At 47.9% G+C, this 24,572-nt stretch carries 33 protein-coding genes, 2 tRNA genes and 1 rRNA gene; 9 read left to right on the top strand and 27 right to left on the bottom strand.

Going from position 1 to position 24,572, the window contains the following annotated elements; all coding sequences use genetic code 11:
- Positions 1-107: 107 nt before the first annotated feature.
- The gene (locus KNO98_RS14720) at positions 108-347 is read right to left on the bottom strand and encodes a hypothetical protein (RefSeq protein ID WP_251129567.1); all 240 of its coding nucleotides are present in this window, start codon (positions 345-347) and stop codon (positions 108-110) included.
- 264 nt (positions 348-611) lie between these two features.
- Between KNO98_RS14720 and KNO98_RS12960 the strand changes: the two genes are divergently transcribed.
- Positions 612-896 carry a hypothetical protein gene (locus KNO98_RS12960; protein ID WP_214701226.1) on the top strand — a complete coding sequence of 95 codons (285 nt, stop codon included), beginning with the start codon at positions 612-614 and terminating at the stop codon, positions 894-896.
- A 155-nt stretch (positions 897-1,051) separates the two neighbouring features.
- Here KNO98_RS12960 and KNO98_RS12955 read toward each other — a convergent pair whose 3' ends face one another.
- The 3 genes from KNO98_RS12955 to groES all read right to left on the bottom strand — a co-directional run bounded on the left by KNO98_RS12955 (position 1,052) and on the right by groES (position 4,537).
- Complete coding sequence (locus tag KNO98_RS12955; RefSeq protein WP_214701225.1) at positions 1,052-2,344, bottom strand: competence protein CoiA family protein; 1,293 nt, start codon at positions 2,342-2,344, stop codon at positions 1,052-1,054.
- Positions 2,345-2,578: 234 nt separating this feature from the next.
- Positions 2,579-4,213 carry a chaperonin GroEL gene (gene groL, locus KNO98_RS12950; protein WP_214701224.1) on the bottom strand — a complete coding sequence of 545 codons (1,635 nt, stop codon included), beginning with the start codon at positions 4,211-4,213 and terminating at the stop codon, positions 2,579-2,581.
- A gap of 39 nt (positions 4,214-4,252) precedes the next feature.
- Positions 4,253-4,537: a co-chaperone GroES gene (gene groES / locus KNO98_RS12945; protein ID WP_015880602.1), complete on the bottom strand. Its 285-nt coding sequence runs from the start codon at positions 4,535-4,537 to the stop codon at positions 4,253-4,255.
- Positions 4,538-4,750: 213 nt separating this feature from the next.
- Here groES and KNO98_RS12940 point away from each other — a divergent pair, with 213 nt between their 5' ends.
- Positions 4,751-5,446 carry a CPBP family intramembrane glutamic endopeptidase gene (locus tag KNO98_RS12940; protein ID WP_251129568.1) on the top strand — a complete coding sequence of 232 codons (696 nt, stop codon included), beginning with the start codon at positions 4,751-4,753 and terminating at the stop codon, positions 5,444-5,446.
- Between the two features lie 16 nt (positions 5,447-5,462).
- Positions 5,463-5,672 (top strand): YdiK family protein, encoded by a 210-nt coding sequence (locus tag KNO98_RS12935; RefSeq protein WP_015880600.1) that lies wholly within the window; start codon positions 5,463-5,465, stop codon positions 5,670-5,672.
- 14 nt (positions 5,673-5,686) lie between these two features.
- On the opposite strand, the gene KNO98_RS12930 is transcribed toward KNO98_RS12935, so the two are convergent.
- Both KNO98_RS12930 and KNO98_RS12925 read right to left on the bottom strand, forming a co-directional pair.
- Positions 5,687-6,088, bottom strand: coding sequence for a hypothetical protein (locus tag KNO98_RS12930; RefSeq protein WP_214701222.1), 402 nt, complete (start codon positions 6,086-6,088; stop codon positions 5,687-5,689).
- 11 nt (positions 6,089-6,099) lie between these two features.
- Entirely contained in the window at positions 6,100-7,725 is a 1,626-nt protein-coding gene (locus tag KNO98_RS12925) for an ABC transporter substrate-binding protein (RefSeq protein ID WP_214701220.1), read from the bottom strand.
- A gap of 101 nt (positions 7,726-7,826) precedes the next feature.
- Between KNO98_RS12925 and KNO98_RS12920 the strand changes: the two genes are divergently transcribed.
- Positions 7,827-9,062, top strand: a complete 1,236-nt coding sequence (locus KNO98_RS12920; RefSeq protein WP_214701217.1) for an MDR family MFS transporter — start codon at positions 7,827-7,829, stop codon at positions 9,060-9,062.
- Between the two features lie 36 nt (positions 9,063-9,098).
- Here the strand turns inward: KNO98_RS12920 and KNO98_RS12915 are convergent, their stop codons facing one another.
- On the bottom strand, positions 9,099-9,488 hold the full coding sequence (locus KNO98_RS12915; protein ID WP_214701215.1) for a hypothetical protein: 390 nt from the start codon (positions 9,486-9,488) through the stop codon (positions 9,099-9,101).
- On the bottom strand, positions 9,485-9,643 hold the full coding sequence (locus KNO98_RS12910) for a hypothetical protein (protein WP_026824443.1): 159 nt from the start codon (positions 9,641-9,643) through the stop codon (positions 9,485-9,487). Before KNO98_RS12910 ends, KNO98_RS12915 begins: the two co-directional genes overlap by 4 nt.
- 120 nt (positions 9,644-9,763) lie before the next feature.
- On the opposite strand from KNO98_RS12910, the gene KNO98_RS12905 reads away from it, so the two are divergent.
- Complete coding sequence (locus KNO98_RS12905; RefSeq protein ID WP_034770675.1) at positions 9,764-10,123, top strand: TM2 domain-containing protein; 360 nt, start codon at positions 9,764-9,766, stop codon at positions 10,121-10,123.
- A gap of 38 nt (positions 10,124-10,161) precedes the next feature.
- Here the strand turns inward: KNO98_RS12905 and KNO98_RS12900 are convergent, their stop codons facing one another.
- Positions 10,162-10,740, bottom strand: a complete 579-nt coding sequence (locus KNO98_RS12900) for an NADPH-dependent F420 reductase (protein WP_214701213.1) — start codon at positions 10,738-10,740, stop codon at positions 10,162-10,164.
- A 3-nt stretch (positions 10,741-10,743) separates the two neighbouring features.
- On the bottom strand, positions 10,744-11,217 hold the full coding sequence (locus KNO98_RS12895) for a hypothetical protein (RefSeq protein WP_214701212.1): 474 nt from the start codon (positions 11,215-11,217) through the stop codon (positions 10,744-10,746).
- A gap of 159 nt (positions 11,218-11,376) precedes the next feature.
- Here KNO98_RS12895 and KNO98_RS12890 point away from each other — a divergent pair, with 159 nt between their 5' ends.
- The gene (locus KNO98_RS12890; protein ID WP_074032578.1) at positions 11,377-11,559 is read left to right on the top strand and encodes a PspC domain-containing protein; all 183 of its coding nucleotides are present in this window, start codon (positions 11,377-11,379) and stop codon (positions 11,557-11,559) included.
- Between the two features lie 34 nt (positions 11,560-11,593).
- Here KNO98_RS12890 and KNO98_RS12885 read toward each other — a convergent pair whose 3' ends face one another.
- From KNO98_RS12885 to KNO98_RS12865, 5 genes are all read right to left on the bottom strand, one after another.
- Complete coding sequence (locus KNO98_RS12885) at positions 11,594-12,940, bottom strand: FAD-dependent oxidoreductase (RefSeq protein WP_214701210.1); 1,347 nt, start codon at positions 12,938-12,940, stop codon at positions 11,594-11,596.
- 189 nt (positions 12,941-13,129) lie between these two features.
- Complete coding sequence (locus tag KNO98_RS12880) at positions 13,130-13,423, bottom strand: YesK family protein (RefSeq protein ID WP_026824452.1); 294 nt, start codon at positions 13,421-13,423, stop codon at positions 13,130-13,132.
- 126 nt (positions 13,424-13,549) lie between these two features.
- Positions 13,550-14,338, bottom strand: coding sequence for a twin-arginine translocase subunit TatC (gene tatC / locus KNO98_RS12875; RefSeq protein WP_026824453.1), 789 nt, complete (start codon positions 14,336-14,338; stop codon positions 13,550-13,552).
- 3 nt (positions 14,339-14,341) lie between these two features.
- Entirely contained in the window at positions 14,342-14,536 is a 195-nt protein-coding gene (locus KNO98_RS12870) for a twin-arginine translocase TatA/TatE family subunit (RefSeq protein ID WP_214701348.1), read from the bottom strand.
- Positions 14,537-14,568: 32 nt separating this feature from the next.
- A complete protein-coding gene (locus tag KNO98_RS12865; protein ID WP_026824455.1) occupies positions 14,569-15,225 on the bottom strand; it encodes a redox-sensing transcriptional repressor Rex in 657 nt (218 codons plus the stop codon).
- A 150-nt stretch (positions 15,226-15,375) separates the two neighbouring features.
- On the opposite strand from KNO98_RS12865, the gene KNO98_RS12860 reads away from it, so the two are divergent.
- Both KNO98_RS12860 and KNO98_RS12855 read left to right on the top strand, forming a co-directional pair.
- Entirely contained in the window at positions 15,376-17,277 is a 1,902-nt protein-coding gene (locus tag KNO98_RS12860) for an ABC-F family ATP-binding cassette domain-containing protein (protein WP_214701208.1), read from the top strand.
- Positions 17,274-17,681: a hypothetical protein gene (locus tag KNO98_RS12855; protein ID WP_026824457.1), complete on the top strand. Its 408-nt coding sequence runs from the start codon at positions 17,274-17,276 to the stop codon at positions 17,679-17,681. Before KNO98_RS12860 ends, KNO98_RS12855 begins: the two co-directional genes overlap by 4 nt.
- 48 nt (positions 17,682-17,729) lie before the next feature.
- Here KNO98_RS12855 and KNO98_RS12850 read toward each other — a convergent pair whose 3' ends face one another.
- The 7 genes from KNO98_RS12850 to KNO98_RS12820 all read right to left on the bottom strand — a co-directional run bounded on the left by KNO98_RS12850 (position 17,730) and on the right by KNO98_RS12820 (position 21,169).
- Positions 17,730-18,296: a hypothetical protein gene (locus KNO98_RS12850; RefSeq protein WP_214701206.1), complete on the bottom strand. Its 567-nt coding sequence runs from the start codon at positions 18,294-18,296 to the stop codon at positions 17,730-17,732.
- 14 nt (positions 18,297-18,310) lie between these two features.
- A complete protein-coding gene (gene tsaD, locus KNO98_RS12845; protein ID WP_214701204.1) occupies positions 18,311-19,333 on the bottom strand; it encodes a tRNA (adenosine(37)-N6)-threonylcarbamoyltransferase complex transferase subunit TsaD in 1,023 nt (340 codons plus the stop codon).
- On the bottom strand, positions 19,330-19,791 hold the full coding sequence (gene rimI / locus KNO98_RS12840) for a ribosomal protein S18-alanine N-acetyltransferase (RefSeq protein ID WP_214701202.1): 462 nt from the start codon (positions 19,789-19,791) through the stop codon (positions 19,330-19,332). The genes tsaD and rimI overlap by 4 nt, the downstream gene beginning before the upstream one ends.
- Positions 19,784-20,440: a tRNA (adenosine(37)-N6)-threonylcarbamoyltransferase complex dimerization subunit type 1 TsaB gene (tsaB, locus tag KNO98_RS12835; protein ID WP_214701201.1), complete on the bottom strand. Its 657-nt coding sequence runs from the start codon at positions 20,438-20,440 to the stop codon at positions 19,784-19,786. Before tsaB ends, rimI begins: the two co-directional genes overlap by 8 nt.
- Positions 20,437-20,886 (bottom strand): tRNA (adenosine(37)-N6)-threonylcarbamoyltransferase complex ATPase subunit type 1 TsaE, encoded by a 450-nt coding sequence (gene tsaE / locus KNO98_RS12830; protein ID WP_214701199.1) that lies wholly within the window; start codon positions 20,884-20,886, stop codon positions 20,437-20,439. The genes tsaB and tsaE overlap by 4 nt, the downstream gene beginning before the upstream one ends.
- A 104-nt stretch (positions 20,887-20,990) precedes the next feature.
- A tRNA-Met gene (locus KNO98_RS12825) sits at positions 20,991-21,067 on the bottom strand.
- Between the two features lie 25 nt (positions 21,068-21,092).
- Positions 21,093-21,169, bottom strand: a tRNA-Met gene (locus KNO98_RS12820).
- A gap of 138 nt (positions 21,170-21,307) precedes the next feature.
- On the opposite strand from KNO98_RS12820, the gene KNO98_RS12815 reads away from it, so the two are divergent.
- Positions 21,308-22,090: a sporulation protein gene (locus KNO98_RS12815; RefSeq protein WP_214701197.1), complete on the top strand. Its 783-nt coding sequence runs from the start codon at positions 21,308-21,310 to the stop codon at positions 22,088-22,090.
- A 101-nt stretch (positions 22,091-22,191) separates the two neighbouring features.
- Here the strand turns inward: KNO98_RS12815 and KNO98_RS12810 are convergent, their stop codons facing one another.
- From KNO98_RS12810 to rrf, 5 genes are all read right to left on the bottom strand, one after another.
- A complete protein-coding gene (locus KNO98_RS12810; RefSeq protein WP_214701195.1) occupies positions 22,192-22,389 on the bottom strand; it encodes a hypothetical protein in 198 nt (65 codons plus the stop codon).
- Between the two features lie 309 nt (positions 22,390-22,698).
- Positions 22,699-23,637, bottom strand: a complete 939-nt coding sequence (locus KNO98_RS12805; RefSeq protein ID WP_214701193.1) for a coiled-coil domain-containing protein — start codon at positions 23,635-23,637, stop codon at positions 22,699-22,701.
- 188 nt (positions 23,638-23,825) lie between these two features.
- A complete protein-coding gene (locus tag KNO98_RS12800; RefSeq protein WP_251129569.1) occupies positions 23,826-24,119 on the bottom strand; it encodes a hypothetical protein in 294 nt (97 codons plus the stop codon).
- A complete protein-coding gene (locus tag KNO98_RS12795; RefSeq protein ID WP_214701191.1) occupies positions 24,116-24,349 on the bottom strand; it encodes a helix-turn-helix transcriptional regulator in 234 nt (77 codons plus the stop codon). The genes KNO98_RS12800 and KNO98_RS12795 overlap by 4 nt, the downstream gene beginning before the upstream one ends.
- A gap of 136 nt (positions 24,350-24,485) precedes the next feature.
- A 5S ribosomal RNA gene (rrf, locus tag KNO98_RS12790) occupies positions 24,486-24,572 on the bottom strand; the annotation flags it as partial.

Below are 24,572 nucleotides of genomic sequence, written 5' to 3'. Positions count from 1 at the left end.
AATGTAAAAAATCATATCGACCGAAAGCACTCTCTAAGTCATATTCATTCGGATTTGCTGGGATAATCCAAATCCGACGGGCATTATGATGGTCTCTCTCTTCTAATTCAATCCTTCTCTTCTAATTCAATCCTTCTCTTCAATGCAATATCCTTTGGAGCAACAAATCGATACTCATCCTCTTGGTCAAAAAATGGAATGTTATATGTATAGCCTCTTTCAATTGCGTTAAAGCATTTCGACTTATTTAAATTTAAAAGGTCTGAGAAGAATGTTGCTGCTAATTGAATATTCGACTCTTCCCTTAGTCTCTGATTATTTTTAAAAATTGTAATCGGTGTGGCCATTTCAAACTCTCCTTATCTGTTAGAAATTAAATCATGTATTAATATAGTTTCGTCGTAACTTTATACTACACGAGGCCACTGCTTTATTTTTCGTCTTTTCACTTTTGTCTGTTGCGCTTTTGACTACACCTCATAAAATATTAACCTTAGTCAATTTTATTACATACCTTATTCTCGTTCGTTTTCTAAAATCAACTTAATAACGTAGTTGAATATTTGCTTTGAATTCAATGAACATTAGAAGAAGGGATGAGATGAGATGTTATGAATACTAATGAGGCGATTACAGAGTGGTCTTATTGGAAAGCAGTTGTGCGCTATGGACATGTAGGTAAAGGAAAAGAAATTAGTGTAGCAAGATATCTAGTAATGCCCCGCGGTTCAACTACCGTCGACGTGATGGAAGTCATTACTGAAATGCCAGGAACAAAAAAGCGTTCCGTCGGTTCGATTCAAAAAATTGACTATTTGGAGTATCTTCAAGGTCTTCGCTCAGAGAAGGATAACTTTTTTCTACAAAGACTTTTCGAAGGAAGACAAGCCCAATAATGTTTTAATCAATACGTCACCTATATATTTCAATATGGAGATGTATAGGTGACTTGAATTTCCATTTAATACCTTCAAACACATACAATCTGTTATCAAAATTGCCATTCAGAATTCTACTCGATACTTTGCTGTTTCTAGGTATTATTATGGTTTTATTTTTTTACAACATACGTTCGATCTCGCTGCCCACCCGTTGACGAAAGTTCAATTATATTTTCTTCGGCTAATTGATCGAGACAAGAACAGACATCTGAGTAAATTTTGTAGCGTCCTGTATTGTAAGACTCATTTGAAGCACCGTTGAGCACTAGATACTCCGCTACATCGTCAGCATTTATCAATCTTGTTCTACACGTTTTGAAATATTCTAAAATTGCCATTCGAAAATGGATTTTTGATAGCAAATTCTTCGAGCTTACTTGACGTTTTGATGAATCGTAACGCTTGTTTAGTAATTCAGTTCTATTTGCGTCTGCGATTTCTTTTTGTTTCTCCATGTATTCATTTTTCTTCTGCTGCAATTCTTGTAAAAAGGAATTCCTTAGTTGCATTTCGATTTTCGGATCGCTTAGTTGTAATGTTTGAGTAGTCAACAGGGCAGTGGATAGGCTGATTTCATATCCTCCATTTAAGGCAAATGCTCGGAATGGATTTTTTTGCTCATCTTCAATAAAGCGTCGAACAGAGAATTGGATACTATCTTCTTTAGATTGGATGTAGTAAAGGCTTCGAATTTTATAAAAATCTGGAGTATGTTGATGATGGTAATCAAATAGTTCAAATAGGGATTGATCACGCGCTGTTTCATTCAATAATGTTTCCCACATTAAATCTTCAGGAGTTTTCATCGCTAGATTTAACTCAGCTTCCCAAAGGTGGATCACATGACGACCTAAATCAATCGACTGTTCTGTATTTTCAATGAACCAAATGGGTATAAGTCCCTTTTCTTTAAAGTATGTATTTCGTTTAATAATTTGATTAGCCAATTTTTCATCTCGATTTTGTGTCACATTGGTAAGCACCGTAATCGCAATTTCTTTATCCACATTTTTTACGATAATATCAGGATAGTAACGCCACTTTTCAGTCGCCTTAGCTACAAAACCGTATTCAATTTCAAGTTCTTTATTTAGTTTTTGTTGAGCTTTCAGTTCATCATGGATAAAGTTTTTTATAACCGAATGCTGTTTCGACTCTCGTTTAATTTGCTCCTGATATTTGTCACTTTCAGTAGCGACAATAGAAAGTTCACATGATTTTGATTGTTTGTGAGAGAAGTGATGTACCCGATCACTCCCGGCCCTTATGATAAGTGTTTCATTACAATATGGGCAGCTAAATGCTCCTTTAGCCGAACTTTTTTTCAATTCACGAATTTCTCGCTTTTCATCTAATAAAACTGATAAAGTTACGTTCTTTCCCTCATATATCGCTTCCTGCAAAATCAATCCCTCCCTAATTAAAATGGATTATCAAAATACATTATATTACTTTTCAATTTTATCAATTCCATTATATAACATTATCAGTACTTTAAAAATATAATCGGTAGTGAGGATAAAAATCCTTAACTAACTTTGCCACTTTTTTAATCCGGTTATTAGCCATCATTGAAAACATTAAAAAAACCACCCACCAGCTTTCGCTGATGAATGGTTCCTGTGAAGGCGTATGACTTACATCATGCCGCCCATTCCACCCATGCCGCCCATGTCAGGCATTGCAGGAGCGTCTTTTTCTGGCTTGTCTGCGATGACGGCCTCCGTTGTGAGGAACATCGCTGAGACAGATGCCGCGTTTTGGAGTGCTGAACGCGTCACTTTTGCTGGGTCGACGATTCCGTGTGCGATCATGTCGACGTATTCGCCAGTTGCCGCGTTGTAGCCGACACCGACTGACTCGTTCTTGAGCTTCTCGACGATGACCGAACCTTCTTCACCCGCGTTTTCCGCGATTTGACGGACCGGTGCTTCGAGTGCACGAAGGACAAGTTTCACACCAGTTGCTTCATCCGCCGTCACTTCTGCAAGGAGCGCACGAACGGCTGGGATAACGTTGATGAGTGATGTACCACCACCCGCAACGATTCCTTCTTCAACGGCCGCACGTGTCGCGTTGAGCGCGTCTTCGATGCGGAGTTTACGCTCTTTGAGTTCTGTCTCCGTAGCTGCACCGACTTTCACAACGGCTACGCCACCTGCGAGTTTCGCGAGACGCTCTTGGAGTTTTTCACGGTCGAAGTCAGACGTTGTCTCTTCGATTTGGTTACGGATTGTTTGAACGCGTGCTTTGATTGTTTCTTCGTTCCCTGCACCTTCGACGACAGTCGTTGTGTCTTTTGTGACGACGACTTTCGATGCGCGACCGAGCATGTCGAGTGACGCTGATTTGAGGTCGAGACCGAGGTCTTCCGTGATGACTTGACCACCTGTGAGTGTCGCGAGGTCCTCGAGCATCGCTTTACGACGGTCACCGAATCCTGGTGCTTTAACCGCTACCGCGTTGAACGTACCACGGAGTTTGTTCAAGACGAGTGTCGCGAGTGCATCGCCTTCGATATCTTCTGCGACGATCAAGATCGGCTTCCCTTGTTGCACGACTTGCTCGAGCACTGGGATGATTTCTTGAATGTTCGAGATTTTCTTGTCTGTGATCAAGATGTACGGGTTGTCGAGTGACGCTTCCATCTTGTCTGAGTCTGAAATCATGTAAGGTGACAAGTATCCACGGTCGAACTGCATCCCTTCGACGACGTCGAGTTCTGTCGTGAAGCCGCGTGATTCTTCGATTGTGATGACACCGTCGTTACCGACGCGTTCCATCGCTTCTGCGATCAATTCGCCGACTTCTTCGTCCGCTGCTGAAATGGCTGCAACTTGTGCGATTGCTTCTTTTGACTCGATTGGTTTTGAAATCAATTTCAATTCCTCGAGTGCGCAACGAACCGCTTTGTCGATCCCTTTACGAAGGATCATCGGGTTCGCGCCCGCTGTGACGTTCTTGAGCCCTTCACGGATCATCGCTTGTGCGAGAACTGTCGCTGTTGTCGTACCGTCCCCTGCGACTTCGTTCGTCTTCGACGCGACTTCAGCAACGAGTTTTGCGCCCATGTTTTCGAAGCGGTCTTCGAGTTCGATTTCTTTCGCGATTGTCACACCATCGTTCGTGATGAGTGGTGAACCGAATTTCTTCTCGAGGACGACGTTACGTCCTTTTGGTCCGATCGTTACCTTGACTGCGTCAGCGAGTGCGTCGACGCCGCGAAGCATCGCGTGACGTGCATCTTCTGAGAATTTGATATCTTTTGCCATCGTTCATTTCCCCCTAAAAAAGTTTTTGAATAATGGTGCTTAGCCTACGATTGCGAGAATATCGCTCTCGCGAACGATTAAGTACTCTTTTCCATCATGCTTCACTTCGGTACCTGCGTACTTCGAGTAGATGACCAAATCATTTTCTTTCACGTCGAGATCGATGCGCTTGCCTTCGTCCGTCACGCGGCCTGTACCGACTGCGACGACTTTCCCTTGTTGCGGCTTTTCTTTCGCCGTATCAGGAAGCACGATGCCCCCGATCGTCTTTTCTTCTTTCTCCACGACTTCGATGATGACACGATCGCCTAGTGGTTTTAACATGGAAAAACCCTCCTCCGAATATGAATGATGTAATGTGTATCGTAAGGTTTTAGCACTCAGTTAAAAGGAGTGCTAACATTGATAAGTGTAGTATGCGACGATTAAAAAATCAAGTAGGATACATTAAAAAATGCTCTTACTCGCGGTCAAGAGAACTTATTTGTTACAATGAGAAAAAGGTAGGTTCATTCTTATGATTAAGGACGTGTTGAATTGGCTACACTAAACTCAAACCAATCGATAAATACCCGTTTTTCGATGGCGCCTAACATTCGTCTCCGGCACCTCACCCCGATTTTACTCTATGCGTTCGTTCAACTATTCCCGCTCGTCCTCACTGAAGTACGACCGGAATGGTTAACGGAAACGTTCGTCGGGCTCTGGCTCGCCATCGGATTCAGTGTGACGATTGTTCTGTCAATCCTGCTCATCTGGCCGGATTTGAAGCAATACAAAGCGCAAGGCATCCAATCGAACTTGAACGACACGGTCAAATGGATCGGGCTCGGGATTTTGATGCAATACGGGCTCGTCATCGTGGCGAACTTGATTGAGACGGCCATCTCTGGTGACCTCGTCGAATCGATGAACACGCAAAACATTGCCGAGATGGTGGAAGTCATTCCACTCCTGATTTTGCCGGTTATTTTGCTCGGACCAATCATCGAAGAGATTCTCTTCCGTCACATCTTGTTCGGGAACTTGAATGCACGCTTCGGGTTCTGGATCGCCTTTGGGGTCAGTTCGATTCTATTCGCGCTCATCCACCAAGATAATCGATTCCTCGTCTATATCGCGATGAGTTTCGCGTTCTCATATGCGTATGCGAAGACAAGACGATTGATCGTTCCAATCGCCATCCACGCGTTCAATAACGCGCTCGTGATGCTCGTACTATTTTTAATGTAGAAATGAGGTGGTAGTTATGCCGCGACAACTAAAAGTGATGATGCTCTTCAGTCTCTCGTTCGGTGTGTTGTTCACCGTCCTCGCGTACTTCTCGGTACAAGAGTACGGCTTCAGCTTCTGGACGTACTTTATCATCGCCGTCGCCGCTTACGACTTTTTCAAAGTGTATCAAATCTTGGCACTCGCTCGAAAAGTCAAAAAAGAAGGCACGGACAAATCCGCATAATGAAACCCCGAGTTTTACGAGCTCGGGGTTTTCTTTATATGGATGACGTTCGTCAAATCAATCTTTTCATGGAGTACGGCACTACGAATCAACAGACCACGACGCGTCATGATAACACCAAACACGACGTACATCGTATCAAGCAACGGAACTGTCATCTCGTTAAAAAACCAGACGACGACAAAAAGGCTAAAAATTGAAAGAAAACCAATCGATGAGACGAGTTTCGAATCGATATTTTGCATCAATGACTTCACCTTCTCTTCGTCGAACTGTTCGAGTTGCTCCTGATAAAGTGCATGGAAGATAACACCGAATCCCGCCACTGTAATCATCACCCATTCCCCATTCCACCATCCAATCAAAAATACGATTGGATTGAATAAAAGAAATGCCAACAATAGTTTTTTCCTCATCGAACCTCTCCTTATGATGGAATCCATAGTTTCGCAAAATCAAAATAGCCGAACAAATCGACACAGACGTCCTTTAGCTCGACCGGGAACGGAATCGTTCGCTCCTCATTATAGAGCGGGATGAAGTACGACTTCTCTTTCAACTCACGTTCGATCTCTCGGTGCAGCGGCAACCAGTCCTCAAACGGCAGGTCATCATATTGCCCGAGCCGTTCCGTCATCCCTTTTATATGAGGAAACACTTTATGTGGCGGCGAGTATTCGTTCGTCATGAACTGTTCAAACCCGAGTGTGATGTTCCGCTCGAACACTTCTCCGTGAACGACCAAATCGACGTATTCATAATACGTTTTGTCATGGATCGAATCTTTGAAGCTGATGGGCACGAACTCATAAGCAATGCCGTGCCGCGTCAACATCTCGGCAATCCAATCGGTCGTATCGTTCGTGAAGTCCGTCTGTTTGATTCGAATCGGTCGGTCGAACGTGACGGGTATTCCTTTTGGAATGCGATACGTCTCGCTCATAGAACCGAGAAAACCTCGATCGTTCGGCGTTCTCCGCTCATGCAACGTCCCAATCTCCGGTCGAATCTCCGCAATCAACCGATGGATATAATGTCGCGCCTCTTCATTGGCGAACACACTATTCGGATGACTGTTCAAGATGACAAGCCCGAACCCGGACGGTGTCGAGATTTGTCCGGTTTCTTTGGAGTCTCTTGATGAGATGCGATACGTCGGGTCGTATCCGTCCGGTACTTTGATGAACTCGACCCGATCCAAAAGTGCTCGGACGCCAAAATAATTCTCGAAGGCGAGGAGGACCGTCTTCTCCCGATCATGCTGGTCCAATTGAAACGGTCCTGTCCCGACACTTCCTTTGGCGATGCTCGTATGAATCATCGACAGTTTCGGGATGTACGAATTCCGGCGTCGGTCGAGCGTGACATCGACGCGATACGTACCGTTCGATGCGATATGCCGGACGTGCCGGTACATATATCGATACGCATCCGACTGGACGAGCATGCGCAGACTCTTCGTCACATCTTTACTCGTCATGAGCGACCCGTCATGGAATCGGACCCCTTTCCGAAGAAACAAGACGAGCGTACTTCCCTGCCATTCATAGTGATGCGCGAGCTCCCCTGTGACCTCACCAGACGCGTCAATCATGAACAGACGATTGAAGACGTTCTGGACGAGGTGGGCGCTATGAATGTCAGCCGCCTCGAGTGGATGTGTCGTTAAAAAGTGACGACGACGCGGGATGATGAGCGCATCGCTCGACGTTTGGACGTAACCAAACTTTTTCTCGAGCTGACGCATGAACCGACCTGCCTGTGCTGGTGACCAGTCCCACTCCAGCTGATTCGTCACCGCTTCGACCGACTCTTTCTCCATGCGTTCGAGTAGCTGTTTTGCCAAATCACGCTCGACGTGTCGTAGCCATTCGAGACGCGTCAAATTCCCCCGTCCGCGGCCGCTCGTATACGTGAGCCACCCTTCTTCTTGCCACCGTGCCAAATGGCGCTTCGTCTGTTTCGGGCTTAAATGAATGGCTTCCGCCATATCGGAAATCGTGTACGCTCCGTCCCGACACTCTTTCCACAATCGAAATAAATATGCATCCACGTCACATCCCCCCTTAAAAGTGGACATCATTTCCCCATGTCGTCCATTTTTCAAATTCGTTGTCTTGTTTATCATACAGGTACAGAATGGAAGGTGACAAGATGAAATGGAAAGATATACCTAAACCAATAAAAGTTCGACTCGTTACATCGTTTTTCAACCGTTCGGTCTCATTCGCGATCATGCCGTTCATGGCACTTCTCTTTGTCAAAGCGTTCAATGAATGGATCGCGGGCGTCTTCTTGATCTCGCTCGTCTGTCTCGGATACGTCATCGGGTTAATCGGGGGATACCTCGCTGATAAGTTTTCACGAAAACGACTCCTCGTGTTGACGGCTAGCCTCACGGCCTCGATGTTTCTCGTCATGACGCTCAGTCTTCAGTTCGACCAGATGATCGTCTTTATGATTGCCTATACGATTTTCACGGTCACGAATAACCTCGGGCGGCCTGCGATGAGCGCCATCATCATCGACGCGACAACGCCGGAGAACCGAAAAGCCGTTTACGCGCTCGATTACTGGTTGATCAACTTATCCATCACGATCGGGACGGCTCTAGGGGGCTGGCTCTATGTCAGCAACCAACTGTTACTGTTTTGGATTTTGACGTTCACGTCGAGCATGTTGCCGATTGCGTACGCCATCTTCCTCGAGGACACGAAACGGACGTGGACCTCACAAAAGCTTCGCCTCGTCTTCGTCGACGTGTTCCAAAGTTATCAAATCGCCTGGCGTGACCGTCCGTTCGTCAAAGTCGTCTTCGGCTCGATGTGTATCCTCGCCGCCGAGTTCTCGATGGGTAGTTATGTCGCGGTCCGACTCGCTGATTCATTCGAACCGCTCTCGATCGAATCATGGACGATCAACGGGGTGCGGATGATGAGCCTCATTCAAATCGAAAATACGCTTATCGTCGTTGCGTTGACGTTCTTCATTCAACGTCTTGCCTCCCGCTTCTCAAATAAACACACGCTTCTCAGTGGGCTCGCATTATACACGATCGGGTACGCCGTCATCACGAGTGCGAATTCGATGATGCTCCTTCTCGGTTTCATGCTCATCGCGACGTTCGGCGAATTGTTGTACTCGCCCGTATTGAATACGGAGAAGGCGAACATGATGCCAGAAGACCGACGTGGTGCGTACTCGGCATTTGCGGGGACATCGTTCGCCGGTGCCGACTTCTTATCACGATCGACGATTTTAATCGGGTCGCTTCTCACCCCGTTCATGATGAGCGTCTACATCGGACTGTTGGTCAGCTTCGGCTGCTTCCTCGTCTATAGCGGCATCTATGTAAACGAAAAGCTCGTCCTACGACGAGCGGCTTCCTAAATCAAACCCATCCTTTCTCACGCGAAGGGATGGGTTTTAGTCGATCTGTTGTTGGTGCATCGCATAGATCAAGGTCAATGCCCGGATGCAGAAGATTGTCGAGAAGCCATAGATGCTCAGCTCGAGCAACGAAACAGAAGGATATTGTAGGCCAAGGGAGACCACATATCCTACTAAACAAAGTAAGATGACGAGTGTGATCGTCCACTCATTTGACTGCTGCTTCATCTTTTCGGCTAACCCCTTCTCTTCTTTCTCGACACGTTCACGTTGCCAAAAGTAAAAGAACAAGGCATACATCGCAAAAGAGATTCTTGGAACGTCACCTAAGAGTAAATCAAAGATGATGAGCCCTAAAAATAAGTATGTCCCTAACTGATAGCCACTCTTCATTTGAAGACGCGAACGCAGTCGTCTGTTCGTCATAATCCAATCACAGCTACGGTCAACCCACCGTAGACGAACCCGAGTACGATGGCACTGATGGCCATACGTTTGTATTGCGGATATTGATAAAGGGCAATCGCCCCACCAACGACGTGTACGAAGGCGACGATGAACGTCAAAATCGCTAATACCATCCAAATTCTCCTCTTTGTTATAAATATCTTTTAGTAATTCGTGGGAATCACTTTATTTTCCGATACAATGAAACCTGCATTCATTATAACAATTTCAAATTAAGAAAGTAGGAAATCATGATGAGTTATTCTACTTCAAATCTGACAACAGAAGAGTTGCTGTATGTAAACAGCGAAGTCGAAAAGCGAAAACCAAACCTTCTCGTGGCGTATTTGCTTTGGTTCTTCCTTGGCGGATTCGGCGGACACCGTTTTTATTTCAAGAAGACCGGTTCTGCTGTAGCGATGATTCTTTTAATCGTTGCATCATTTGTTTTAACTTTTATTTTTATTGGAATCTTTGGTTTTCTAATCTCTGGCATCTGGGTTCTTGTCGACGCCTTCCTGATTCCAGGTTGGCAACAACGAGAAGTTGAAGCCATCGAACGGGAAACCATTGCAAGACTCGAAGCACGTGAAGAACGTCAAGCTGGATTCTAATCAAAAAAGACGATCGAGGCATTTGCCCCGATCGCCTTTTAGCTTTCTGTTAAGTAGAATGCGAAGTCTCGTGTTTTCCGTTCTTTCACCGCGTAATGAATCCATAGCCACGCTAATCCTTCCAACTCACGAGCCAGCTTCAGACCGTGGAGCGGATGCGTATCGAAGCCGATTTTGTTCGATAGCTCGACGACAAGCCGCACCGCTTCTTCATCTTCACCTGCGACGAACATGGCGGACCCATTCGGATCGCCTAAATTCTCGACCCCTGTCTGATTGAACGCCTTCACAACTTTCGTATCAGGAATGAGTCGCTGCAAATACTCCGCACCTGACACTCCGTCTGGGCGCTCGACTTCGTTAAACTCGATGGCAATTGGATTCGTCACATCAATCAATACTTTCCCATCCAGTCCGTCGAGTGTCGGTAACAGGTCGACCGCTGCCGCGAACGGTGTACATAGCAGAAGCACATCGCTCGCTGAGGCGACTTCTTGTAAGGTCAATGTGCCCTCCCGTTCCGTCCGTGTCCCGTACAGCACCTCATAGCCAGCTTGTTCGAACTGCTCCCCGAGCGTGCGTCCGACTTTCCCGGCACCTAAGATTCCGAGTTTCATGTCTCACAGCTCCTCGTCTGTCCGCGTGACCGTCCCTCCGAACTCTTCTGCAAGCCCGTCTAAAATTGATGGATCGAATTCATCCCCGATGGCCATGACGCCTGTCTGACCCGGCTCGATGTTACCGACTGTCCGCTTGAACGTGTCTTGAATGCCTTGCATATGCTTCACGTCTTTCGTGCCGCCGATGAGACCACCTGTGAGTGTCCCGAACAGGATGCCGAACGGACCGCCGAGGATTCCAACGGCCATCCCGATGAGCGCACCTTTCGTCGACTTGTTGACCGGTGCGAGCTGTGCCGCATCCTCAAACGAAAACGCCCCGTTCTCTTCACGCTTGATGACGACAAGCTGTTCAAAACCGACAAGCCCATCCGCATGGTACTTTTTCAGCTTACTGAACGCCTGATACGAAATCGCCTCTTCCGGGAACGTGAACGTGACGATATGATACGGTTGTTTTTCCTTTTTAGCCATGAAAAATTCCTCCTTCAAGGTAGACAACATGACGCGCACTTACCCTATCCTATTTCCCCGAGTGACTTGTAAATAATCTACATACACGAATCAATCGAAGCGGACATCTTTGTACTCATATGGTAAAATTTACATATCAACTCATAAGGAGCTTTTTCTATGCAACGTACACTTCGTAAGTCGGCGACCGACCGCTCTCTGTCTGGAGTATGCGGTGGGATTGCTGAATACTTTGGTATTTCATCAATCGGAGTTCGACTCATCTTTTTGATCCTACCTGGGAGTTTCCTGCTTTATATGATTTTGACGAATTCCATGAAAGATGCCCCACGCTATCTATAAAAAACGCGAAAGCTTTTAGCTTCCGCGTTTTTTGTTAGGCATTCACTTTGTCTTTCATCGCTTCAAGCGCTCCGCTGTTCAGGAAGTGCCATGGTTTGTTGTAGTGCGGTTGGAAGAAGAAGTCGACATAGGCGAGCTCTTCGATTGTCATCTCGTTTTGGATGGCTAGCGAGAGTGTGTTGACCGCTTGCGTCAAATCCGCTTTCGATAGCACTTGTCCACCGACAATACGGTGTGTTCCTTTTTCATAGACGAGTTTGAATTCGACTTTCTCTGCGGTCGGCATGAACTCCGGACGATACGCGTCTTCGATGACGACACTTTCGACTTCGAGCCCAAAGAGTGCTGCCGCTTCTTCCGTCAGACCAGACGACGCGATATTCCAGTCATAAAGTCGAAGTCCTGACGTTCCTTGTGTTCCTTGGTAGCGGACTCGTGGTTGCATCAAGTTCTCCGCGACGAGCGTTCCCATGCGGACAGCGTTCGTCGCAAGTGGGATATAGGCGTGTGTGCGTGCCGGGTTGTAGTAGACGGCACAACTGTCCCCCGCCGCAAAGATATCCGGGTTGCTCGTGCGCATGTATTCATCGACGATGATGGCGCCGTTCCCGAGCATGTCGACCTGTCCTTCTAGGAGTCCTGTATTCGGACGGAATCCGACGCACAAGATGACGAGATCCGCTTCGAATTCACCTTTGTCTGTCACGACATGTGTGACGTTCCCATCTGTTCCACGGAACGCATCGACCGTCTGACCGAGTTCGAGATCAATCCCGCGACTGGTCATGTCCGCTTCTAATGGATCTGTGAACGACTTATCGAGATATTTGTTCAAGATGCGGTCGGCACTATCGATAAATGTGACATGTTTTCCGTATGCTTCGAACGCTTCGACGAGTTCGACCCCGATATAGCCCGCCCCGATGACGGCAATCTTCGTCGCATCCGTCGCACGCTCGATAATGCGTTGGGCATGCGCATAGTTTTTACAGAGCTCGATTCCATTCATTTCGATTCCTGGGAGCGTTGGGACGATTGGCCATGAACCCGTCGTGACAATCAAACGGTCATACGTGTCATGCACGTCTTCCCCGGTTTCAAGATTTTTGGCGTGGACCGTCTTCGCTTCGGTGTCAATCGACAAGACGTCATGTTTCATGCGCATCGTCGCACCGAGTTCTTCAAGTTCACGTGGAGAGGAGTAGAACAACTCTTCCGCACGTTGGACGACCCCACCGACGTGGAGCGCGATCCCACACGAGAGGAAGCTGACGTTATCGTTCCGCTCGTAAACGGTGATGTCGAGATTGTCATGCTTGGCGAGTAATCCTTTAACAGCTGCTGTTCCTGCGTGTGTACATCCGATGACTGCGATTTTCATATGATTGTCTCTCCTTTAGGTGTTAGGCAAGTTAGCGTTTGTGATAAAAATCACATTCACTTTCTGAACTTAGTGTACTATTTCACAAGAAGGTTTGACAATCCTTTTGCTCACTATTTCACGTAAAAGTGTCTAAAGTTTGAACTCCATGCGTGACAACAAAACCGTCCCGCAACCGGAACGGTTCACTTACGAATTCGTCGTGCGTCGTGCTTTGATCCAGTGATAGATGACGACGCCGATATAGGTGACAAGACCGATCACGTATAAACTGAAGCCGATCATGCTCCAGCCCAGACCATCCCATCCGCGAACAAAGACGAGACCAATCAAGATCAGCGTGTATCCTACCACGAGCAGCATCAACGAAAAGACGAGTCTTCGCTTAAATTTCGACTTCAAAAAGTTCAGCATGGCAATCAATAAAATCGTCGTCAACACACCGATGATGATGATTGCATCCCCGTAGTACTCCCAAATCATCGCTTCTCCCCCTGGCATCCAACTGAGTAGCTTTATTTTATCATGTCAGTCATGTGTTTTCGTGTTGTTGAAAAACGTTCGTTACCAAAAATCAAAAAAGCACCGTCTCCCTGGAAGGAACGATGCTCATTTCTCATTCATCTGTTTCATTAAATCCATCTGTTCTTGCACCATCGCTTCTTTCTCCCGGCGCAGCACCCCTTTATAGGTGATACGTGAAATCGATAAGCTGATCTCATATAGGAAGAAGAGCGGTAGTGACACCATGAGGTGCGACGTCAAGTCCGGTGGTGTGATGAACGCCGCGACCACGAATAGCGCAAAGTACGCGTACTTTCGAATCTTCGATAAGAAGTACGGGGTCACGACACCGATCCGGGTGAGGAACATCGTCACGACCGGTAATTGGAATAATAGACCGAACGGAATTGTCAGCTGCAACAAGAACGTGAAGTAATTATTGGCCCCGATGAGTTGTTCGAGTCCGAGGTCTTGCCCGAGGTCCGTCGAGATATCGAGGACGAGCGGGAACAACCAATAGTAGGCGAACGCAAGACCAATCAAGAACAATCCGAAGATGATCGGGATATAGGCAAGCGTGCCTTTCCGCTCATTCGGATGCAGACCGGGTGCGACAAATGCCCACACTTGATACAGTAGGAATGGGCTCGCCGCAATCAGGCCGATGACGAGCGCCAAGTTCAAGTAAATCATGAGTGGGTCCGCGACCCCAAAGGCGTTCAGTTCGAGCCCACGTTCGATGAGATCTTCTTGCAAGTACGCGAGTACATATTTGACACTCGGCAAAGCCATCAAAAAGAAGGCAAAGACGACAAATGCAGATAGCATCAGTCGTCTCCGCAGCTCTGTCAAGTGATCGGTGAGTTCCCGCTCTTGATCAGGTTGATGATTCATGGCTTACTGCTCTTTCTTTTCGATAGCTTTCTTGTCGTTCTTGTCGTTCTCGTCGTGCTCGTTCATCATGCCGTTCGTTGCATTTTTGAACTCACGAAGCGTCTGCCCGGCCGCGCGACCAAACTCCGGTAATTTCTTCGGTCCGAAGAGAATGAGTGCGATGATGGCGATGACAAATAGACTCACCCCACCTGGCATCCCGACGACGAGTGATGATGCTAGTAATTCCATTATTGATGGACCCCCTCAGCGGTTGGATAGTGTTGCATAAAGTAAATGAGTGACTGCAGCTCAATCGACAAATCGATGTGATGGACGCGAACGGTGTCCGGTACAGTGAGTCGTGCCGGTGTGAAGTTCAAGATACCCTTGATGCCGAATCGCACCAAGTCGTCTGCGACGGGCTGCGCATAGGCAGAAGGTACCGTCAAAATGGCGACGTCGATCTTGTTTTGCTTCATGATCTGTTCCATCTCATCGACGTGATGAATTGGGACGCCTGACATCGTCGTGCCGACTTTTGTCTCGTCTGCGTCGAACCCGACGACGATATGTGTGTTATTGTTTTTAAGGAAGTTATAGTTGACGAATGCCGTCCCAAGGTGACCGACCCCGACCAAGGCGACATTCGTAATCTCGTCCTGATTCAGTGTCTTTCGGAAAAAGTCTAACAGATACTGCACGTTATAGCCATATCCCTTTTTACCGAGCGCACCGAAGTACGAGAAATCACGGCGAATCGTAGCCGAATCGACCTTGACCGCCTCACTCAGTTCTGCTGAAGAGACACGTTGTTTCCCTGACGCATGCAGGCTTTGAATAAATCGATAGTATAGTGGCAACCGTTTGGCTGTCGCTTGTGGAATCTTTGGTTCGTTTTGACTCAACGGAAAGAGCCTCCTTTTTACGACACGTTACAAACGAATCTGAATTTCATACACCTTGATTGTAAACGAATTCACATGACCACTCAACGAATATACCTAAAATCGCTGAAAAATACAGTATACTAAATAGAGAGAAAGGGGTTTTTTCACTTGATCCTACTGCAAGTCAACAACTTATCCAAATCCTTCGGCGTCGAGCCGATTTTAGAAAACGTAAAACTCGAAATCCAGGAAGGTGAACGTGTCGCCCTCGTCGGTCGGAACGGTGCCGGTAAGTCCACACTTTTGAAAGTCATCGCTGGTGAATACAACTATGATTCCGGGGACATCATGAAGCCAAAAGACGTCACCATCGGCTATCTCGCCCAAGACTCAGGACTCGAATCCGACGAGACAATCTGGAACGAGATGCTCACCGTCTTCACGGACTTGATCGAGCAGGAGAAGACGCTCCGTCGCATGGAAGCCGATATGGGATCCGAACGAATCCTAAATGACGCCGCTGCGTACGAACGTCTCCTCTCTTCTTACGATGAAGAGCAGCATACGTTCAAAGAGCGTGGCGGTTACCAGTATGAAGCGACCATCCGCTCGGTCCTCCATGGGATGCGCTTCTATCCGGATGACTTCGAACGTCGCATCGACACGCTATCCGGGGGACAACGGACGCGTCTCGCCTTGGCGAAGATGCTCCTTCAAAGTCCTGACCTGCTCATCTTGGATGAGCCGACGAACCATTTGGACATCGAGACGCTCGCCTGGCTCGAGAAGTACTTGGGCGGCTATAAAGGAGCCGTCCTCATCGTCTCCCACGACCGGTACTTCCTCGACCGTGTCGTCTCGGTCGTCTATGAGCTGTCACGTCATCGGAGCCGTCGCTTCGTCGGGAACTACACGAAGTATCTCGAACAGAAGGCCGCCATTTACGAGCAAGAGAAGAAGCAGTTCGAGTCGCAGCAAGAAGAGATTGCCAAGATGCAGGATTTCATTCAGCGAAACATCGCCCGAGCGACGACGACGAAGCGTGCACAAAGCGTGCGGAAGCGTCTCGAGAAAGTCGACCGACTCGATGCCCCGGACGGTGACGAACGCAGCGCCGTCCTCTCGTTCTCCATCAAACGCCAGAGCGGGAACGATGTGTTGAGCGCGAGTGACCTCGCCATCGGGTATGAGGAAGAAATCGCCAAAAATCTCCGCTTCCAGCTGCAGCGCGGTGAATCCGTCGCGCTCGTCGGTCCGAACGGGGTCGGGAAGTCGACACTTCTCAAAGTGTTGACGAAACAACAAGCCGTCCTCACGGGTGAGATCCGTTACGGGACCGGCGTCGAGATCGGCTACTACGATCAGGAGCAACAAAACTTGTCTGACACAAACCGTGTCATCGATGAGATTTGGAACGACTGGCCGCTCATGCGTGAGCAAGAAGTGCGGAGTCTTCTCGGTCAGTTCCTCTTCAGCGGGGATGATGTCACGAAACGTGTCCTCGAACTATCGGGTGGTGAACGGGCACGTCTTACGTTAGCCAAGCTGAAGCTCGAGCAACCGAACCTCCTCATCTTAGACGAGCCGACGAACCACTTGGATCTCGACTCGAAGATGATTTTAGAGAATGCCCTCCTCGACTATCCGGGCACGATCCTTTTCGTCTCGCATGACCGCTACTTCATCGACCGTCTCGCGACACGTGTATTAGAGATCACGCCGAACGGCATCGATGAGTATCTCGGAGACTATTCGTACTACGTCGAGAAGAAAGAAGAGCTCGAAGAACTCGCCCGACTCGCCCGTGAGGAGACGAAGCAGGTCGTCGTGAAAAAACAACGCGCCGACAAGGAACAGCAACGGGAAGAGCGCCGGATCAAACAGCGCATCGAAGAGATCGAGCTGGCGATCGAGCAACATGAGAAGCGTCTCGACGAGATCGAACAGTTGCTTTGTGAGCCGGACGTCTTCAACGACTTCGCCCGTGCCCAAGAACTATCGACCGAATCGGACGCAGCGAAAGAATCGATCACCGCACTCTATGCGGAATGGGAGGAACTCCATACATGATGCGTACCCGTGCCATGCGAATCGAGTTCATTCAAGCGTTCCTCACGGGACTGGCCTATATCGTGCCGACCGGGACCGAGTTCGTATCTGAACTCATCCGCGGTGAGCCGACGATCGTCCCGTCTATTCTCTTTTACTTTTTACCGGTCGTCATCGGCTTCATCATTCAGACGTGGCCAGGGATCTTGCTCAGTCTCTTCAGTGGTCTACTCATGAGCACGCTCTTCATTCGCATCGTCGTCTGGCCGGTCGACGTGACCGTTCATACGTTCTATGCGCCAGGCTCGGTATGGGCCCACTTCTACGAAGAGACACTCTTCATGTGGATTCTCGCCCTTCTCGTGTTCATCGTGAGTCGTATCAACACGTGGCACCGGGAGAATTATCGACAACCAAAAGCGTAAACAGTAAAAAGAGAGGTCAGCGTTGTCATACGCCGACCTCTCTTTATATTAGAAATATCGTAACGGCTGGAATCCTACCGTATGGAAGTCGAGCTTCGTCCCGTCCTCAGCGATAAAGAAGACAGCCTCGTTCGTATCGACGTCACGTGTGAACACCTTATAGAACGTCATCGGCTTTTCGCCATTCGTCACATAGCGTGCCTCGTGTGTCGAGATGACTTGCGCGAACAGCTGCTGTTCGTCGAGCTCCTCGATCAAATCATCAAACTTCGCCGCTTCTTCTTCCGTTGCCTCGCGACCCCGCTCGATTTCATAATAAGCATCGCTCGCTTTTGGCTGTACCCCGAGATTGCGATCAACGACGATCACACGCTCTGGCTCTTGGTCGACGACACTTGTGTAGCCATATAGTGACTCGATGAGCGTATTCTCTCCGGTCACGCGACCGATGCCCTCCAATGTGTCTTCTCCAGTCAGTGACTTCACTCGTGTCTCTTCTGGAACAATCTCCTCTTGATAGGCGATATTGTAAGCGCGGATGATCTCACGTACTTGTAAGAACGTCGCAACGACGAGTAGTACGATGAGTCCTCCGATGATGATGCGTTTCGTCATGTCTCTATTTCCCCCTAGACTGTCATGCTCTCTTCTAAGGATAACCCAGGAACCGCATTCATCGCTAGTGTATCGCGCTTACCGCGCACATACGCGTGATGTGCCGCAACCCCAATCATGCCGGCGTTGTCCCCACACAGGTCAAGCGGTGGAATGACGAGTTGAATCCCTTCAGCTGTAGCCGCTTCCTGAAGCGCTGCGCGGAGGCCACGGTTCGCCGCGACACCACCTGCGACAAGCAATTGCTTCGCCCCTTTTTCCTTCACGGCACGGATCGCTTTCTCGACGAGCACTTCGACGACACTCGCCTGGAAGCTCGCCGCCAAGTTTTCAGGGATGACCGTCTCTCCCCGTTGCTCCGCATTGTGTACGGCGTTGATGACCGATGACTTCAAGCCACTGAAACTGAAGTCGAAGCTACCCGGTTCGAGACGAACGCGTGGGAAGTTGTATGTGTCTTCCCCGACTGCTGCCAAGCGGTCAATCGCAGGTCCTCCCGGATAGGGGAGACTGAGCGTGCGCGCGACCTTATCGTACGCCTCACCCGCCGCGTCATCACGTGTCTCACCGATGACTTCGAAGACACCATGTTCTGGCATATAGACGAGTTCCGTGTGGCCTCCTGAGACGACGAGACAGACGAGCGGGAATTGCATCTCTTCGACGAGTTCATTCGCGTAAATATGTCCCGCGATATGATGGACGCCGATGAGCGGTTTTTGATGGGCGAACGCCAATGCTTTGGCTGCACTGATGCCGACGAGAAGGGCACCGACGAGACCTGGTCCTTGTGTGACTGCGACCGCGTCCACATCTTCCATCTTCACGCCTGCTTCGCTTAACGCGTCGTCAATGACATACGTGATACGCTCGACATGATGACGGGACGCCACTTCAGGGACGACGCCACCAAATCGTTTATGACTCTCGATTTGAGAAGAGACTACGTTTGACAATAACGTCTTTCCGTCTTTGACGAGCGCAACGGACGTCTCGTCACAGCTCGACTCGATTGAGAGGATCAGTGATGTGTTCATTCTGATTCACTTCCTAACTTCGCCCAATAAATATAGGCGTCTTCATTATTATCCTGATAGTAGCGCCTTCTCCGTCCAGCTTGCATAAAACCGAACTGTTCATACAGTTTTTGTGCGCCGACGTTTGACACACGGACTTCTAACGTCAATCCGACAAGTCCTTTCGACTTGGCGAATGTGACGAGTTCCGCTAACAGTTGATTTCCAATCCCTTGCCCCCGAAATTCAGGTAAGACGGCAATGTTCGTGATATGTCCTTCATCGACGATTTGCCATACCCCGACAAAACCGACGACCCGTTTGTCATGGACCGCGACAAAATAAATCGCTTGTTCATTTCGGAGCATTTCATTCATGAACGCTTCTTTTGTCCATGGAATAGAGAACGACGCTTTCTCGACTTTTGTCACTTCTTCGACATCGAGCCACGTCATCCGACGAATTTTCACGTCAGCCATTGTTTTGTCCCTCTAACCATTTCGCTTCTGCTTCGGCGAGACGCAAATACTCTGGTTCAAACGCATGGACGTCGCTCGTCTCATCGCTGAATACGACCAAATCACTCGCGCGCCCGTATCGATGGGCAGCCGGTGCTTCGATATAGTCGTATTCGCTTAACACGTCACGGAACGGCTCCACGTCTCCGACGACGAGGAAACGCCCTTGGCTATTCAATCGTAACCAGTCCGCGACCGAGGCGTGCTGATCGTGTGTCAGTGCCTTGTTGTGCTGATAGTATCCGATATACGCGTTGCCACGGCGCGCGTCAATCAACGAGACGACCGGCAAGTCCGTATTTGGGGCCGCTGCCATAAGCTTTAGGGCAGATACCCCGATGAGCGGAAGATTGAGCGTATAAGCGAGTGTTTTCGCCGTCGTCACTCCAATCCGAATTCCCGTGTACGACCCAGGTCCTGTCGTGACAACGATGCGCTCAAGCATGTTCGGTGTCCATTTGACTGCTGCCATGAGCTGTTCGATCATCGGCATGAGGGTGACCGCATGATTTTTTGAGACCATGACCGTCGCTTCGGCTTGAATCTCTCCAGCCTCACTTAACGCGACAGATAAACGTGTCGTCGCGGTATCAATCATCAATTGCTTCATGCGAGCACCTCCTTGGCGATTTGAACGTAACGCTCACCCATCGGAGCGAGTGTCAGTTTCCGTTCTTCGTCGCTGACCCGTTCAATCGTGATGGCCAAGCGTTCTTCCGGAAGCGAGGACTCGATCAAGTTCGACCACTCCACGATGGCGACACCGTCACCGTTGATATATTCCTCAAGACCGATGTCATCCCCCGTATCCTCGAGTCGATAGACATCCATATGATAGAGCGGCAAACGCCCTTTGTATTGTTTCATAATGGTGAATGTCGGACTGTTGACGTTCCGCGTGACACCGAGTCCTTTTGCGAACCCTTGTGTGAACGTCGTCTTGCCGGCACCGAGGTCACCGTTTAATGTGATGACCGTTCCTGCATCGACGAGCGTAGCCAAACGTTCTGCCACCGCCTGCGTCTCTGCCGCAGAATGCGTAATCAATGTATACATGAATGGTTCTCCTTTTATCACTTCTCATTACGTACTCATTGTACACTTCATTTTAAGCAAAAAAAAACACGAAACGCTATCGTTTCGCTATCTCATTTAAAAATTGGTTGCGGGGGCTGGATTTGAACCAACGACCTTCGGGTTATGAGCCCGACGAGCTACCAGACTGCTCCACCCCGCGACGACATATGAAATTAAATAAAAATTGGTTGCGGGGGCCGGATTTGAACCGACGACCTTCGGGTTATGAGCCCGACGAGCTACCAGACTGCTCCACCCCGCGATGGTTTGAATTGTTTCGACATCCTCTATAATAAGTGAGACAGTTATAAAAAGCAACCTTTTTCTCTATGTTTTTTGAAAAAAGGAATCGGGAACAGATATAACAGCATATAATTTAGAGAAAAGGGGCGCGACCGCCATGTCCAAATGGGGAAACCGATTCAAAAAATGGTTCTTTTCGGAGATTGAAGCTGATATCACGTTTGACCCTGCGGCACTCATTCCGAAGCAGGTAGTGACTGGAATCTTGCACGTATCTAACCCGACGACCAATGTCGTCCGACTGCAAGAATTGACCCTAAACTTTTTGACGACGTTCAAAGACATCACTATAGAAGGAAACGAGTTCAATCGAGAATCTGACATTCAAGAGATACCAATCCCACTGTCTGTCGTGTTGGGACCCGGAGATAAAGAGGATATTCCTTTTTCGTTCGAGTTGACGATGTATGCTCCCTCGTCTGCCGGGGCTCCCTATAGTGTGGAAGCAACGTTATGGGATAAAGATATGAAACGTGTCTGGTTTGACGTGATGGAACACATCGAAATCGAACCGATGCCTGAGTTAACACGCTTACTCGAAGCGACCGCTCATGCCGGTCTTGAGCCGATGTTCGTCCGAAATGTGATCGACCCGCTCGGGGAAGAACGTCCTTATCCGTTCGTTGAAAAGTATGGATTCAAGCCGGTCGGAGAATGGGCCGATGAGTTCGAGGTCGTCAAATCGTTTTGGCGCCTACATGAAGACGGGATTGACCTCTACTACTGGCTCGACAATATCGAGACCCAACGAACGCTCGAATCGATGGCGACCGACGTCGAATTGCGACATCGCTCTCTCACATGGGAGCAACTCGAGCGCGAACAAGAACAGCTCGGTCTCGGAATTCAAGAAACGTTACGCAGTCACCGCTCCTCGTGAGCGGTGATTTTTTAAGGTGATGTGTAACATTCCTTAATCAATCAAAACACTCTGAATAAGATACTTTTTCATTCTCTTATTCGAGGCGCTTTACTCTGTCTTTAGCTAGTTTTTTCTTTTCTAGTCATAATAAAGTGATGCAAAATCGAAGCAATCACCCCTATGACTGATCCTATAATAATCGATACTAGTAAAATCGAAAAAACTTCTTGAAAGGTAACGGGCAGTAATAATTGAGTTGCCATCAATAAAGAGACGAGGGTTACACCCGCTATAATCCACAATAACGGTTTTTTCAAAGTGACTTACTCCTTTCTTGATTTTAGTACATAGCTTTACTAATATAAGCGTCATTCATCCTCTATCCGCTTTCGAAGCCTGATTGCTGAAACAGTAAACATCACAAAGGCAATCAACGAAATCGAACTGACAATGATCAGAGTGGTCGATATGGGAGAACTAAAGAAAAATGGAATCGATAAAATCAATAGCGCACCCGTGACTCCCATCCCTCTAATAAGAAATGCCATCGTTTTGCTCATTCTCTCTTCACTCTCCTTGAACTAAGCAAAAGAACCCTTACTACTAGAAATCTAATGACAGGCAGCTCATTGCGTAAGGATGAGCTGTCTTCTTTTTTCTTCAGTCTCTTCAAGCTTCTGTTCTAACCGTTCCACTTGTCTCGTCATACGAGTAATCAGCTGACTGATTTCCTCATCCAGTCCGTTCACTTGATCTAATGAATCATTGATTCGTCCGTGCATGGTCCACTCGGAAAAAATATCATCCAAGAAATAATCGGCGAACTGAATGAGTGAACCTCGATCGACATACAACTCCTGAACCATCCCTTGCACGTCCGCTAATTCACGGGAGAAGCGCTCCAACGCAGATTGTAATTCGTGCATCGTCTGCTCGGAAGCATCTAACGCATCATGCTTCATTGCCGTTGCAATCAAACCACCCCCGAAGAACGTGTCATACGTTGACCACCCCTTCGCACTATCCAAATGTTTGAGTGTTTTTGCAATCGATATGCGTGCTGCCTTACCGGCAACGATGGCTTCCTGATACTCGATGAGAAGTTCATTCGTTTCGGCTTGTTGATTCGTGAGATGATGGAGGTCTCGGCGAACAGCTGGATCTTTCGCCAGATGCGATTCTTTTGTTTCTAAGAAGGTCTCCCACTCAGCGTCGATTCCTTCATATGCCTCGAGCTGTTCTTGTAAATCTCGATGTTCGAGCGTCAATTCGTCAATCATCGCCTCGTGTTCCCGTAATTTCAGTTCAGCGCGAGCAGCCTCTTCCATTTCGATCGTCCGTTGTTCATCGAACGTCCCTCTTAACTTCCACCATGTGTTGACGAGTGAAAAGCTTTCAAGGTCATACACATCGCGTTGTTCTTTCGTGAATGTATTAAGTAACGCTTTCCGCACCGTTTCATGCTCTTTCAACTGTTTTGTAAGTGTCTCTTGCTTCCGAACAAGTCGATCACGCTCGGCGATACGCTGTTGTAAGTCTAATTGGGTCTGCTGAAGATTTTTCATTACGTTTCCCCTCTCTTAGTACTGATTAAGGTGTCGATTGGAACGCCATTTATCGTCATGCCTTCGATGTCACATCCTGTCAACGTGACATTCGTCAGGTCACGTTGATTCTATACAATGTTATACGTGCTTCACTCGTTAAATGTTTCATCCAACAAAAAAAGCACTCGCTGTGAGTGCGATTCAGATTAGATTCGACGTTTTAGAACGGTGATGGTCACTCCTTGAACGATAAATGTCAAACCTATCAAAAGTGAAATCACATCACGATACACATCAAACGACAAGACATGTAACCAGCGATGATACCATTCGATGAGTAACCATCCGATGGGGAAAATCGGGGCGGCCACCATGTAAGAAGCAGTTGCAATTTCTTTTCCACGCTCGTCTTTTCCTTCTCTCCCAAACAAAAACCTCAATGTAATGATAAGCATGATAAGAAAAATTGGAAAGACAAGAATGTTGATCCATAACATCATAAATGTTGCTCCTTTTTTTCATATTGAAACACGTCATGAACTGTCGTATCAAATAAATTTGCAATCTCAAAAGCTAACTTTAACGAGGGGTTGTATCGATTATGTTCAAGAGACACAATAGTTTGTCGACTCACTCCTAACAAATCAGCGACTTGTTGCTGTGACCATTTCCGCTCTGCTCGTAATACACTTAAACGATTGTGAAGTTGCCCGCTCATTTTTTTGACCATCTTTTAAATGCCTTCTTTCTTGAAAAATTCTCTCTCGTTCGAATGTAATATTTTTTTGTCATTTAGTCAAATAAATATTACATCCAAACATAAAAAAGACGACCGAGCGTTATGCTCGGTCGTCCTCTGCGTTGTTGCCTGGCAACGTCCTATCCTCACAGGGGGAGATCCCCCAACTACTTTCGGCGCTGAGACGCTTAACTTCCGTGTTCGGCATGGGAAC

Source organism: Exiguobacterium sp. s57 (assembly GCF_018617685.1).
Lineage (GTDB): Bacteria > Bacillota > Bacilli > Exiguobacteriales > Exiguobacteriaceae > Exiguobacterium > Exiguobacterium marinum.
Note: the sequence above shows the minus strand (reverse complement) of the source record. Positions and strands in the feature narration are given on the sequence as shown.

Excerpts from the sequence above, each read along its gene's own strand:
- KNO98_RS12895 (WP_214701212.1), bottom strand. The coding sequence starts at position 11,217 with ATGGCTAAAAAGGAAAAACAACCGTATCATATCGTCACGTTCACGTTC.
- KNO98_RS12885 (WP_214701210.1), bottom strand. The coding sequence starts at position 12,940 with ATGAAAATCGCAGTCATCGGATGTACACACGCAGGAACAGCAGCTGTT.
- KNO98_RS12795 (WP_214701191.1), bottom strand. The coding sequence starts at position 24,349 with ATGGTCAAAAAAATGAGCGGGCAACTTCACAATCGTTTAAGTGTATTA.
- KNO98_RS12870 (WP_214701348.1), bottom strand. The coding sequence starts at position 14,536 with ATGCCAGGTGGGGTGAGTCTATTTGTCATCGCCATCATCGCACTCATT.
- KNO98_RS12960 (WP_214701226.1), top strand. The coding sequence starts at position 612 with ATGAATACTAATGAGGCGATTACAGAGTGGTCTTATTGGAAAGCAGTT.
- KNO98_RS12905 (WP_034770675.1), top strand. The coding sequence starts at position 9,764 with ATGAGTTATTCTACTTCAAATCTGACAACAGAAGAGTTGCTGTATGTA.
- tsaB (WP_214701201.1), bottom strand. The coding sequence starts at position 20,440 with ATGAAGCAATTGATGATTGATACCGCGACGACACGTTTATCTGTCGCG.
- KNO98_RS12855 (WP_026824457.1), top strand. The coding sequence starts at position 17,274 with ATGATGCGTACCCGTGCCATGCGAATCGAGTTCATTCAAGCGTTCCTC.
- KNO98_RS12890 (WP_074032578.1), top strand. The coding sequence starts at position 11,377 with ATGCAACGTACACTTCGTAAGTCGGCGACCGACCGCTCTCTGTCTGGA.
- KNO98_RS12900 (WP_214701213.1), bottom strand. The coding sequence starts at position 10,740 with ATGAAACTCGGAATCTTAGGTGCCGGGAAAGTCGGACGCACGCTCGGG.
- groL (WP_214701224.1), bottom strand. The coding sequence starts at position 4,213 with ATGGCAAAAGATATCAAATTCTCAGAAGATGCACGTCACGCGATGCTT.
- KNO98_RS12815 (WP_214701197.1), top strand. The coding sequence starts at position 21,308 with ATGTCCAAATGGGGAAACCGATTCAAAAAATGGTTCTTTTCGGAGATT.
- tatC (WP_026824453.1), bottom strand. The coding sequence starts at position 14,338 with ATGAATCATCAACCTGATCAAGAGCGGGAACTCACCGATCACTTGACA.
- tsaE (WP_214701199.1), bottom strand. The coding sequence starts at position 20,886 with ATGTATACATTGATTACGCATTCTGCGGCAGAGACGCAGGCGGTGGCA.
- tsaD (WP_214701204.1), bottom strand. The coding sequence starts at position 19,333 with ATGAACACATCACTGATCCTCTCAATCGAGTCGAGCTGTGACGAGACG.
- KNO98_RS12880 (WP_026824452.1), bottom strand. The coding sequence starts at position 13,423 with ATGATTTGGGAGTACTACGGGGATGCAATCATCATCATCGGTGTGTTG.
- KNO98_RS12920 (WP_214701217.1), top strand. The coding sequence starts at position 7,827 with ATGAAATGGAAAGATATACCTAAACCAATAAAAGTTCGACTCGTTACA.
- groES (WP_015880602.1), bottom strand. The coding sequence starts at position 4,537 with ATGTTAAAACCACTAGGCGATCGTGTCATCATCGAAGTCGTGGAGAAA.
- rimI (WP_214701202.1), bottom strand. The coding sequence starts at position 19,791 with ATGGCTGACGTGAAAATTCGTCGGATGACGTGGCTCGATGTCGAAGAA.
- KNO98_RS12805 (WP_214701193.1), bottom strand. The coding sequence starts at position 23,637 with ATGAAAAATCTTCAGCAGACCCAATTAGACTTACAACAGCGTATCGCC.
- KNO98_RS12850 (WP_214701206.1), bottom strand. The coding sequence starts at position 18,296 with ATGACGAAACGCATCATCATCGGAGGACTCATCGTACTACTCGTCGTT.
- KNO98_RS12935 (WP_015880600.1), top strand. The coding sequence starts at position 5,463 with ATGCCGCGACAACTAAAAGTGATGATGCTCTTCAGTCTCTCGTTCGGT.
- KNO98_RS12930 (WP_214701222.1), bottom strand. The coding sequence starts at position 6,088 with ATGAGGAAAAAACTATTGTTGGCATTTCTTTTATTCAATCCAATCGTA.
- KNO98_RS12910 (WP_026824443.1), bottom strand. The coding sequence starts at position 9,643 with ATGGTATTAGCGATTTTGACGTTCATCGTCGCCTTCGTACACGTCGTT.
- KNO98_RS12800 (WP_251129569.1), bottom strand. The coding sequence starts at position 24,119 with ATGATGTTATGGATCAACATTCTTGTCTTTCCAATTTTTCTTATCATG.
- KNO98_RS14720 (WP_251129567.1), bottom strand. The coding sequence starts at position 347 with ATGGCCACACCGATTACAATTTTTAAAAATAATCAGAGACTAAGGGAA.
- KNO98_RS12915 (WP_214701215.1), bottom strand. The coding sequence starts at position 9,488 with ATGACGAACAGACGACTGCGTTCGCGTCTTCAAATGAAGAGTGGCTAT.